Source organism: Oribacterium sp. oral taxon 108 str. F0425 (assembly GCF_000214455.1).
GTDB lineage: Bacteria > Bacillota > Clostridia > Lachnospirales > Lachnospiraceae > Oribacterium > Oribacterium asaccharolyticum.
Genome location: NZ_AFIH01000001.1, coordinates 980716 through 992586, shown reverse-complemented (window position 1 = coordinate 992586; position 11871 = coordinate 980716). Strand labels below are relative to the sequence as shown.

Below are 11871 nucleotides of genomic sequence, written 5' to 3'. Positions count from 1 at the left end.
TTAAGACTCCTCCCGAAAAAGACAAAACACAGAGAGCAGGTCATACTCCGGGTGACAAAGCGCAAATTTCTCCCCGATAACTTCTCCCCAATCCTCAATCAGGCAGGGGTGTGTTCTTCTGTTCTCGTCCTTTTTCTCTCCATAGCGAAAGCCCATAGCATAATAGCTGTTGCACCACCTCTTATGCTCAAGCCTGGACAGGAAGTCCAGCACCGGATTTTCCTCTAAAAAGCTGCAGAAACGCTTATGGAATTCTTCCGGATTTTCTTTTTGTACTTCCTGTAATTTGCTGAATTCCGAAAGCTTCTCCCTGCAAAGAGCACGAATTTCCGCTTCGCTTTTTTCGGAAAATATTCGTCTTAAGAACGCTTCCTTTACTATCGCATGGGTAGCCGAAAGGCGCGAGGAATTCTTCTTCACAAAGCTAAGCTCATTCCAACTTGCTCCTTCTCCCATTCCGCTTAGGGAATTGTACGCTTCATTAAAGGCCTTTGCTCTCATATCCAAAGCTTCCCGAATCAGCACTTTTTCCGTGAGAATCTCGGAAATATCTCCAAAGCTGCGAATTGGTCCGCCTTTTGTCGGAAGAAGCCCTGTTAAATCCACTTGGGAAACATTGCGAATGAGCTTTGGCACATTTTCAAAATAACGATTGATGAGGTTCAGCGCTTTAAGGCTCTTTATGATGTCCTTATCCATCAGAAAAATGAGTGTTGGCGCATCGTCCTTTCCGATTGCTTTTAAGTAATTCTCCAAACGTTGTTTTTGAAGCGCTTCCCTAGAATCATCCCCAAGTTCTATGGACTCGATTTCCAGGGCCATTTCAAGGCCGGAAGAAGGACTCTTTCTTATAGAAGATTTTTCCGTTTTTTCTCCCACGGTCTCTTCCGGATTTTCTTTCGTAGATGCATCACCGTAGATGGAAAAAAGCTCCGCGATGCCGCGTCCCGCATTTTCATCCAAAACCGTAACTTTCGTCTTCTTTTTTAAAGAAAGCGTTGCATCATTTGCAAGCTGTTTTAATAAGGGGAAGCTCAGTTCATTAACTCCAAAAAGAAGGATATGCGGTGCATGAATCGTCTTGTCAATCTTCTCGGCAGAAAGCTTCCTGTCCCGTAACAATTTCTCTTCGCTTTTCCGCTCTTTGTTCTCTCCGGAAGAAGAAAGTTCGGAAACTCCGCTTAGACTTTTCAAAAGACTGTCCTGCACCAGTCTTTCCTGGAGCAGCATTCTGATTGTTAAGTCTCTCTCGTTAAAATGCACGGTATCGAACTTCATTAAGCCGGCTTCTTTCTTTCTCTCCTCTGACAGAAGCTCCTCCATATAGCCTGCCACAGTCCCCGACTCGGAGTGTACATAGGCGGTAATTGCCCTCTTCGGCTTGATTCTTTGTATCACTCCGGCATAAAGAGAAAAATTTTCCAAGTCGCTCTCCGCCATAAAGAATAGATATTTTGCGTTTTCGATACAAAGAGCCGTAAAAAGCTCTCGAATTTCATTTCTGTCACTTTTTCCAAGGTCTAACTGATAGCACGCAATTCCCTTTCTCTCATATTGATTCTTTAGGCGTTCATCCAGGAATTCCTTCGTAACAAGAGAAATCTTATAATATTTTTCTCCTTTTTTAAATTACCGATGAGCGTTTCGGTCATTTTTCCGCTTCCGAAAAGCACGACATGATTTCTACTGAAGCGATTTAAAATCATATTTTTAGAGTGCAATAGGATATTCGAGATTTGCGTGAAAATAAAAGCGGATGTAAGAATCGGTGCCATCCACTTGGCAAACTCGTACATCATGCCGCCATTTACCTCCGCTGAAAGCGGAGCCGCAAACAGAAAGAGCTTTATGGTCCCATAAAGAACAGCAGAAAGCAGTTGAAAGGGATTCTCGATTTTCACTCTATAATACTGATACAGACTGATTATTCCAAAGACTGTAGTGATCACGAATAAGAACAAAATAATTTTTTTCTTATAGTAATTTCTGTTTTCCGTCATTTCATCTCCTAAGCAAGGTATTTAGTGAATTTATTTCCATTTTTTACAAGTTTTAAGAATTATCCTTTGGATTATATATGATTCACCAGGAAGAAAGCAAGTTTTGCCTATAGCAGTTCTCAAGAAGGGAAATGCTGTTTGCTTTGCTCGAGGAGGTTCTCAAAATGACAAAGGTTTCCCCGGTTTCATGCAGAAGTCAGCATAAAAAAAGAACCATGTCGTAAGACACCGGTTCCCTTCCTTTTTTATTCTTAACAAGTATCGTTCGCGTAGCGTGCGGGATCTCATTTCTCAAATCTCAATTCTATTCTCATCTCTTTAGCTCGATCCTGGTATACCTTAGTTAACTCCATGGTCAAGACCAGAAGTCTCTTCGCATATTTTCCGCCAAAACGATTGGCTACCGTATCCAATTCGTAAAACGAATGCAGAATCTGCTGCGGCGACATATTTCCGCTTTTACAGGAAATGAAAGTAGGGATATAGCCATGCAAAGCCAAAACATCGATTTCATTGAAGACATCTCCCCCTCCCGGCCCGTGCAGTACGCCATCCCAGTCCAAATACACCCCTACTTGACACTCCGTAGCACTTTTTCTTTCACGCAAATAGGTATAGAGTTCCAGTACACTTCCTCCATCCCATAAGTAACTCTTTATAGCCCTATTTTTAAAGCTAAAGCGATACATCCCGGCTGCGTGGACTACATCGAGGAGCACCCCGGCTTCTCCCAGTGCATCCAGTATTTGATTGAGTAAGGAGACGGAACTGAAATTTGATGGGGAGGCCTTAAGAGCCTGTAGAACTGTAGCTTCTTTCCGAATCACCTCCCCATTTTCATCCGCTTGCATATGATCCCTCATAAATTGGGAGAAAAGATTCCAAGATGCGGAATACCGCTTCATAACCTCCCAAATTCCGAGAATATCTTTCTCCGCATCGGCATTCGCTACCGTCTTCGTTTCTTTATGCAAAGAGTCGTTGATTTTTCCTCCGTGCATTTCAATTACGGCCTCCAGATTCAGTTCTATTTTCTGTTGTTCCACATCCTTACTTAAATTCTTGTCCGCTCCTTCGTTAAGCTCAATCAATTTGCATTTTGAAACATCATAGAGATGAATCGGTGTTTTATATTCCTTAGAGAGCATCCCGAAGGCTACAAGCATCAAGCTTTCCCCGCCGGTTATATCAAAATACAGCTCGGCATTTTGCTTTAAAGCCGCTTCTATTTCCTGTCGCATTACGCTTAGAACCGATTGTAAATCTTTCTCAGAGAGGACGCGGAAGAGCACATCCTTTACGCCGCAATACCTTTTCAGAAAGCACTCCGTTTTCTCCTTTTGAGAAGCAACCCGATCATAATTTCCGAATAAAACCAACTTATCCACCTTAAAATTCATGCAGGTGATGAGGTTTTCAATCGGCTCTTCACTAAGAAATTCAAATACCACTACCATGCTGTCGTTTCTCCATTCCGTTCCATGCAAAAGTACTTTCCTCTTTCTTCACTCTCCCTCCGCCTCGGTATGCTTCAAGCAGTCCCAAGCCTTGGGAAGCCTCTTCTTTCTCGCTTGTTCCTCCGTATCCTCCCGCTCATCATAACCATCATAAGGCGCAGTCGGATCATGCGGTTTCTGCTTTTTCCCGGAAATACAGAGCTTATCCTTATGACGAAACGCAAACTCCATGTCATCCGTCCAACCGGTATGACCACTCACAATAATCGGAGCAATTCCTCTTTTCAGGAGGAGTTGTTCCAGTTCCCTTAAGGAACGCTTCGCCAGCTCATTATCTTCCGCAAGAGAATTCAAAAAGCTGTAGCCGCCATCCGCACCGAACCAAATCGTATCTCCAGTAAACAAATAGGCGTCATCGATAAGATAAACGAGGTGTCCGTAGCTGTGCCCGGGCACAAGTATTGCTTCTACCTTAATATCCTTAATATAGAATATTTCTCCGTCATAAAGCAAGCTTTTCGGGTTATCCAGCTTTACAACGGGAAGCGTACAAAGTCTGTGTAGAACTCTCCGGCGCAGCTCCCCCGTAAGATATTTATTTTCCTCCTCCCCGATATAGAGCCTTGCCTCTCGGAAAAGTCCTTCGCTGTCCTCTTCCACCGCTCCGATATGATCCGTATCCAGATGTGTCAGCAGGATATTCTGAATCTCCGTGGGCCGGATATCCAGCCAAGCCATCTTCTCGGCCAGACGTTCATAATTGTAGCCCGCATCAATCATAATCGTCGTACCGTTTTTTCTGTAAAAGAAAACATTGGCAACCCATTCACGGACCGCTCCGACTCTCTCATCAATCCACCCGGTATTCAGGGGTTTGAAAATTTCTTTCCCCCGAAACATAAAGGACATAAACACTTTCTGAAACGCAGAATCTTTTTTTGACATAGGAACACGCCTCCTATTCTCCTTCATAAAGAACTATGTGCTTTTACTCTAAACCAAAGAACTATCAGCTTTAAAGAAAGGGAATCCCTTCTCTTTAAGACCAATAGCTCTTCCCGTTATAATGTAGTTTCAGTATAAAGCAGTTAGAAACGGATAACCATAGGATTATCCTATTTTCTCCACAGAAAAATTAAGGAGTACGATAAAATTTTTCTTATGCGCAAGAAGTTTAAATTCAAAAAGTATATTTCCATTCAATTATTAACTCTTTGAAGTATTGAAAGAACAGAACACAAATATAATTTAAACACCTCTATTCTTATCTCCTACAACTCTACATGAATATCATATCTTAGACATGCTATATTAAAAATTCTTTCTTCACGAAACTAACATCAGCCTCTTTAAGTCTCTTCCATTCTCCTTTTAAATTTCCTTTTGAAAGTGTTTCATAAATAAACAGCCAGTTCTCATCCATACTATCATCACGTAATCTCATAGCCTCCTCTTTTAATTGTTTCATTTCCTCCTTTAATTTCTTACGTTTACAGTAAAGGAGTAAACACAACTTACATATACAATTAGTTGAATGAATAACTTCATCAAAGTTAATCAATAAAGTGAAGTCATATTTTAATGCAAAATAAATAGAATAACTAACCCCCTCAAAATTGGATTCTTGGACGGAATCTTTATATAAAATATTTGAAAAGTTCTCTATTTCTTTTTTGGATACCTTGAATCTTTCAAATACATATTTATCCATTATAGGAACTATATATGGGTAGATAATTGCCAAAAAGCACATCATTGTAACACAGTAGTCTCTTGCATTATTTGATAAGTTCTGACCTCCAATAACCTTTATAGCATAAAATAGTATTGACGCATTTTTTTCATTTTTTTCCATCAAATCAATTGCTGTATCTAAATATGATTTAACTGTACTATATTCAACAGTATTATATTTCCCAAGAACAGGCTTATCTTTCAATTTGCGAACCCAATTCTCAGAGAATAATTTGGGTAATTTTTCAATTACTGTTTTTTATGATTAATAGCAAAATCAAACTTTCTTAATTCAAGATTTAAATCTCGTAAGAAATATTCTGCTTTTATTTGAGATTCTGTATAGCAAGTATAATCGTCAATGTGTCGTACGTAGTCATATCCTTTACATCTAAGATTTTTATCTACCGATGTTAGAAGAATTTCTGAAATCAGATTAGATGCATGAGGTCCAATCATTAAACCGTGCGTCTCTCCATTTCGCATTTTTTGACAGCAGCTATCTATACTATTATACCAATCTATTTTAGACTTATTTGTTTTAGCTTTATCTTTTCCTACCAGAGCCCACGCAATAGCGTGGGTATATATACTTGGAAAACATTGCGAAATATCAGCTTTCACGACATATTTTTTCCCCACAGAAAAATCCATTAATGGGTCTCCATCTGTTTTCCAATTCTTATAATTCATAAAGAATAAAGCTTTCTCAAGATTTTCACATTCCACTTCTCTGGGAACTGCATCAAATTGAATCCACTCTTCTTCACTTTCCATTTCATCCATTGTCCCTTCTTCATATCTCATATTAAAAAGGGCCTTTTCATCCAATCTTTTTCTAATATGAATTCTACTTATCTTATAAGTATCTTCTTTTGTATTCTGCTCAAATACATTCCTAATTTCATCCCAGTTTTTTGTAGTTCTAAGCACAAAAAATAATATTTCATTGGGTTAGGAATTCCATATGAACGAGGTACATTTGTATTTCTTATAGACTCAAAATAAATATATCCATTGTTATCTTTCTTTAAATTAATGAACAGGGCAGAAGTATTACTACAATATTCATAAAACACCTTAGATGTAAAAATAGGTGGCAACTTTTCCGCAAATAGACCATGAGCCAATAATCCTTCAAATAATTCATCGCTTGTTATCTCGTTTAAACAGTCCATGTAGCTTTTCATTTACAGCACTCCCAAAATTAAAATTATTACGACCATTTGTTTTGTAATATTTCTTTTATAAATTGTTTAGTCATCCAAAAAAAATGTTTAGTTATTCTCCGTTCATCAGGTAAAATATCTGTGTCAGAAATTAATCTAGTGCCGACACATCTATTAGGTTTTATTTCATAGTATGCTCTTGAAGCATGTATTTTTGCAAAAATAATTTTGTTAATAGTACTCTGAGTAAAATTTGTAGAGACAGTTTTATTGATTCGGATTAATTGGACGCCCTCTTGTATTATCTTTCTAGTTTCTTCCCATACCCGTTTCACTTACATTATCAAAGAATCTGGGCATCCCCAGAATTTAACACAATCTTATACATATTCTTTTTCTTTAGTTTCTTTATACACAACGAACATAAAACGCTTGCTGCAAATTTACCTATATGGATGAGAATCTCCCCAAACATCATTTACAACCAATTCCATAAAATTATATGTTTTGAACGGCGAGTCTTCTTTAGGTATATAGTTCGATTTAACTCTTGTCACTCGTATATTCATATTAGCTTTTTGAAATTCCTTGGTTTTTTCAACATCTCCAGTCAATCCAAGTATTTTTCTAATCAGAATATTATTTTTCCATTCCCCCTTCTCTTCAAATTTTGTATCTAAATCTTTTTCACTCCATCCCTTATAAATCATTATTTTTCCTTCAATAACACTAGTAAATGTCTCTGCACCCTTAAATACAGAAAGGATACTTTCCTGTGTATACACCGAAGGTGGGATATCTCTAGCAAATGACCTAGAGATTCCCGGGAGAACAATGCTCAATCCTAAAGGGAGTTTAAATCATTCAACTCACCTTATCAAAGTTAATGAAAAATGTCGACTCATCACTCCAATTGAAGCTAAACTTCTACAAGACTTTCCAGATAATTGGACTTATCTTAAAAACATCCAGACGAAATAACCTCTTTGGTTTCCGATAAGATGCGAATGTTCTTCATGGGAAATGTGCTCGTAACCGAAATAGTTAGAAAAATCGAAGAATTTATTAAAACAATAGAATGGTAAATCTTGCTTGCCCTTCTTCATAATCAAAGCTGACATTTTTCAAATGTCAGCTTTGATTATGGCTAAAGTCCATTAATATAATAAGACGCTTAAAAAATGTAAGCGTCTCATTATTCTAAGTAATTATTTATTGCCAATCCTGCCATACTTTTTTCTATTAAGAAGTCAAACTCTTTCTTCAAAATCTACATGGAATCTCTTTCCATATGTTCTTTAATACAACTCATCTACTCCATCTTATTCATTTATTACTTTTTCATGACTTAACAGAGTTTTGGCAATATTATTATATTCTTATTAAGTTAGTTTATGACCTCTCACTTGCTTTATAAGATTCCATTTTTTACTTTCTCTCTTATCTTCCTATTCCACCATATACATTGCAATTTCGTCGATTTCCCGATTTGCTCCAATGATAATCTCTTTTCCGTCCTTATTTTTGAAATGCATGGCATTGGCACATCCCGTGTTTCGATCAATGAATTCCGTCTTATAGTTGCCCTCTTCCGTGTCCCAGCTGATGAGGATGGTATCCTTTGTACCCTTTCTCCAACCGACAATCCAGGAGGGCTTCCCATTTATTTCGCATGCCCAGGTAGCATGAATCATTTCCGTATCCGATTCTTTAGCCGAATATTTCCACTGCGGAACGTAGTGGCCGTACTCATCCAGATGATAAATGGTTAGAGAGTTTCCATGGAATGGCGCAATGCACCCCAGTTCCAACTTTCCGTCTCCATCAAAATCCATCAGCACGGAATCACTGGACGGAAGAGAATGAATCTGTGTAACAGTCCAATCCGCACCATATACAGCCGGAGGATCAAAAATAAAACTACCTTCCTCACAGCCAACCAGGCCGGCTTCATATCCGCCCCTTTGAATCTTGCTGAAGCCGTGGTTTCTGAGCATCCCGTCCTTGATAAGCTTCAGCTCCAGTTTCTTCTCTCCTCTAAACTGCTCCAAATCAAGTGGCAGATAGGCCCCATAGCAGGCACCTTTCTGTCTCCAGTCATCCTTATATTCATGTCCCGATTTCAGACAGCAGACCAGAAGATAGTAGGAACCCGCCCTCCTTAAAATCCCGAAACGATGAACAAAAGGCGCTCTGCAAAGAGTATACGTTTCCCATCCCCCTTCCGCTTTCGGCTTAACCACAACGATTTCCGCTTCAAGGGAGTCATTCGGAGAATAAAATTTTCTGGTTGCCAGAAACACACCATCCGTTCCCGGAACCTGGGCCATGGTCATAACGCCTCCGGGTCCCTCCCAGACTGTATCCATTTTTTCTCCCTCTTCATTAAACAAATAGCAGGGATCCTGCTTCTCGGCCGCAACCAAAAAGCAATGTTCTCCTTTATACTCTAACTCCGCCAAAGAGTAGCATTTGTTCAGCTTTCCGATAGACTTCTTAGTAAACTTCATGTCGACTCAACCTTTCCTTTTTCTTTCTTATATCCTACTCTTAATTCTGCTTGTCCAAAATAGCACGCATAGTCTTATTGGCAAAGAGGATATCCTCCTTCCAGCTATCCTTTCCCACATCCCACATTTCCGTAACAAATCTTCTGACCCCTAAATCCCGGGCCTTTCGAATCACTCCCTCAAAATCCACATGGCCGGTTAAGAACGGCACCTCCCGGAAAACTCCCGGAAGGGTCTCCTTCAAATGCATTGCCACAATATGTCCTCTTCCTGTCTCCAAATCCTCTGCCACACTCTTATTATAGAGCAGAGAAGCATTGGTAAGGTTCCCCGAATCGGGATATACGCCGAGATAGGGACTTCCGATAAGATTGACATACTGCATAGCCTTCTCCGTTGTATTCATAAATTCCGTTTCCATCGTTTCAAAGCCCATGAGAATCCCTCTTGTTGCCGCCATTTTTGTTGCCTTCTCCAAGTTTTCTATAAAGCGTTCTCTACTTTTTTCATTTCCTTCTTCATAATAAACATCATACCCTGCCAGCTGAATAATCCTAATGCCCAAATCATCCGCGAAAGCAATCGCTTTCTCCATGATTTCCAATCCTCTGTCCCGTACCGCTTTCTCTGAAGCGCCAAACGGATACTTTCTATGAGCGGACAAGCACATGCTTCGGATTGGTAAGTCCAAGTTTCTCATCAGATCGAGTATTTCCCGTCTCTGTTCCTTTGTCCAATTCAGTCTGGAAAGCTTTTCTTCCGTTTCATCTATACTAATTTCCAAAAAATCATAATTACAGTCTTTTGCACAAAGCAATTTCTCACTCCAACTCATCGTCTTCGGTATTGCCTTTTCATAAAGCCCGATAGCATATTGATTCATACTTCACCTTTTCCTTCTTTTCATCTTGTTCGCTCATATAGAAAGAACTTATTCCTTTATAAGCAATCATAAAAACGAACATATCTTATAAGTTTAATATTTTTAATGATTTGTGCAGTATTCTATTTTGCCTTTCAACTCCACAGAACATCTTTAAGGCTGATTCTATTAATATTTTTCCATTATTTCAAGTGATTTTTCTATTTTTCATGGTTTTCTAAATAAATCCTATTTTCAGCATATTGCACAAACAAATAGTCGGTAAGTTGTAACTAACCATAATTATTATCGTTTTATACCCAGCTTATATTACCATTTTTACACAATAAGCAACTTAGCTATAGAAATATTAAATCAATCGTATAATAGCTAATACGAACATAAAAAAATATTTTATAATTGTTTTTATCCCATTCTTACCCTATCATAAACTTAAGCAGTTATCCGTAAGAGAAGCGGAAACATCTTAACGTAAGCAGGAAAGAAAAGAATAAGGAGGAATTATGGCAAAAATCGCAGACACAACTCGGGAGAGTTGGATCAAAAGCACCTTTCCCGAGTGGGGCACCTGGTTGGTAGAGGACATTGAAAGCGAAGTGGTGCCGGACGGACAGGTTGCTATGTGGTGGCTTGGTTGCACAGGAGTTTGGTTTAAGACTCCGGGAGGAGCCAACATTACCATTGACCTTTGGTGCGGTAACGGAAAGCGTACTCACGGAGACAATCAGATGAAGCCGGGGCACCAGATGGCCAATATGTGCGGCGGCAGACTCATGCAGCCGAACTTAAGAAATGTCCCCTTCGTGATTGACCCCTTTGCTTTTAAGCAGGTAGACGCAGTTTTAGCTACGCATTATCATCAGGATCATATGTCTATCGAGTGGGCGGCACACGTGATCAACAGCGGCATGACTACCACGGATGAAAACGGCAAGGAAATTCCCGTCCCCTTTATCGGTCCCCTGAAGTCCGTAGAAACCTGGAAAAAATGGGGTGTTCCGGAAGAGCGTTGCAGAATTGTAAAGCCCGGAGATGTGATTAAGTTAAAGGATATCGAGATTGTATGTCTGGACAGCTTTGACAGAACCTGTCTAGTTACGACGGATTCTACGGGAGAGGATAGAGAAGAACTTACCGGGGTATGCCCTACCGATATGGATGAAAAGGCAGTGAACTACCTCGTAAAGACTCCCGGCGGAAACATTTACCACTCCGGAGACTCCCACTTCTCCATTTACTTTGCAAAACACGGCAAAGATCATGACATTGATGTAGCATTCGGCTCCTTTGGAGAAAATCCCATCGGCATGCAGGATAAGATGACTTCCGTAGATGTTCTCCGTATGGCGGAGAACCTGCAGTGCAAGGTGGTTATCCCTATCCATTGGGATGTTTGGACCAATTTCCAGGCAGATTGCGAAGAAATCAAACTGCTCTACGATTTTAAGAAGGACAGAAATGAATATAAATTTCATCCATTCTTCTGGCAGGTAGGCGGGAAATACGTTTATCCGCAGGATAAGGATAAGATTTACTATCATCATCGCAGGGGTTTTGAAGACTGTTTCGAGCATCCGCAGAACATCCCCTTCCGTTCCTGCCTATAAATAAGGAGAAACAGAGATGTCCAATGTTTTAGAAAGAATTGTTGCAAAAAAACACTACAGTTTCATTAACGGAAAAGACGTGAGCTGGCAGGAAGCAGTCCGTTTAAGCGCTCTTCCCCTTGTGGAAGACGGCAGCGTGGACAGTGACTACTATAAGCAAATCGTAGCCTGCATCGAAAAGCACGGTCCCTACATCGTGATGGAACACAATATTGCTATGCCCCATACTACAGAAAATCCGATTGGAGCACACAGAACTGCTGTCGGTCTTATGATTTGTGAAAACAAGATTGATTTTGGACAGGATACAGACGGAGAGAAAAAAGAAGCGAATCTTCTTTTTACACTTTCAGCAGTCAATACGGATGAGCATATGGAAAACATAGCGCAATTAATGGATGTTTTTATGAACTATGACTTAATTGAAGCGCTCGGGAAATGTCATAGTGCAGAAGAAATATTAGAAGCAATGAAGAAATACCAAACTAGCGAAAATTAAGTTTAAAAAACA

The 11871-nt window shown here is 39.6% G+C and carries 12 protein-coding genes; 2 read left to right on the top strand and 10 right to left on the bottom strand.

Annotation, left to right across the window (positions count from 1 at the left end; genetic code table 11):
- The 10 genes from HMPREF9124_RS04740 to HMPREF9124_RS04710 all read right to left on the bottom strand — a co-directional run bounded on the left by HMPREF9124_RS04740 (position 1) and on the right by HMPREF9124_RS04710 (position 9753).
- Complete coding sequence (locus HMPREF9124_RS04740; protein WP_330367690.1) at positions 1–1425, bottom strand: hypothetical protein; 1425 nt, start codon at positions 1423–1425, stop codon at positions 1–3.
- Between the two features lie 137 nt (positions 1426–1562).
- Positions 1563–2000, bottom strand: a complete 438-nt coding sequence (locus HMPREF9124_RS12650) for a hypothetical protein (protein ID WP_009429062.1) — start codon at positions 1998–2000, stop codon at positions 1563–1565.
- Between the two features lie 284 nt (positions 2001–2284).
- Positions 2285–3487, bottom strand: coding sequence for a DUF1887 family protein (locus HMPREF9124_RS04735; protein WP_009428859.1), 1203 nt, complete (start codon positions 3485–3487; stop codon positions 2285–2287).
- A gap of 18 nt (positions 3488–3505) precedes the next feature.
- The gene (locus HMPREF9124_RS04730) at positions 3506–4402 is read right to left on the bottom strand and encodes an MBL fold metallo-hydrolase (protein WP_009428347.1); all 897 of its coding nucleotides are present in this window, start codon (positions 4400–4402) and stop codon (positions 3506–3508) included.
- A 361-nt stretch (positions 4403–4763) separates the two neighbouring features.
- Positions 4764–5396 (bottom strand): hypothetical protein, encoded by a 633-nt coding sequence (locus HMPREF9124_RS11410; RefSeq protein WP_050791203.1) that lies wholly within the window; start codon positions 5394–5396, stop codon positions 4764–4766.
- Between the two features lie 44 nt (positions 5397–5440).
- Positions 5441–5977, bottom strand: a complete 537-nt coding sequence (locus HMPREF9124_RS11405; RefSeq protein ID WP_050791202.1) for an RNA-directed DNA polymerase — start codon at positions 5975–5977, stop codon at positions 5441–5443.
- A 68-nt stretch (positions 5978–6045) separates the two neighbouring features.
- The gene (locus tag HMPREF9124_RS11970; RefSeq protein WP_050791201.1) at positions 6046–6381 is read right to left on the bottom strand and encodes a hypothetical protein; all 336 of its coding nucleotides are present in this window, start codon (positions 6379–6381) and stop codon (positions 6046–6048) included.
- Positions 6382–6803: 422 nt separating this feature from the next.
- The gene (locus HMPREF9124_RS11395; protein ID WP_009428536.1) at positions 6804–7070 is read right to left on the bottom strand and encodes a hypothetical protein; all 267 of its coding nucleotides are present in this window, start codon (positions 7068–7070) and stop codon (positions 6804–6806) included.
- A gap of 738 nt (positions 7071–7808) precedes the next feature.
- Positions 7809–8870 (bottom strand): hypothetical protein, encoded by a 1062-nt coding sequence (locus tag HMPREF9124_RS04715; RefSeq protein WP_009429391.1) that lies wholly within the window; start codon positions 8868–8870, stop codon positions 7809–7811.
- 40 nt (positions 8871–8910) lie between these two features.
- Entirely contained in the window at positions 8911–9753 is an 843-nt protein-coding gene (locus HMPREF9124_RS04710; protein WP_009428792.1) for an L-ribulose-5-phosphate 3-epimerase, read from the bottom strand.
- A gap of 503 nt (positions 9754–10256) precedes the next feature.
- Between HMPREF9124_RS04710 and ulaG the strand changes: the two genes are divergently transcribed.
- Both ulaG and HMPREF9124_RS04700 read left to right on the top strand, forming a co-directional pair.
- Entirely contained in the window at positions 10257–11360 is a 1104-nt protein-coding gene (ulaG, locus tag HMPREF9124_RS04705) for an L-ascorbate 6-phosphate lactonase (RefSeq protein WP_009428070.1), read from the top strand.
- 16 nt (positions 11361–11376) lie between these two features.
- Positions 11377–11859 carry a PTS sugar transporter subunit IIA gene (locus HMPREF9124_RS04700; protein ID WP_009429939.1) on the top strand — a complete coding sequence of 161 codons (483 nt, stop codon included), beginning with the start codon at positions 11377–11379 and terminating at the stop codon, positions 11857–11859.
- Positions 11860–11871: the final 12 nt, after the last annotated feature.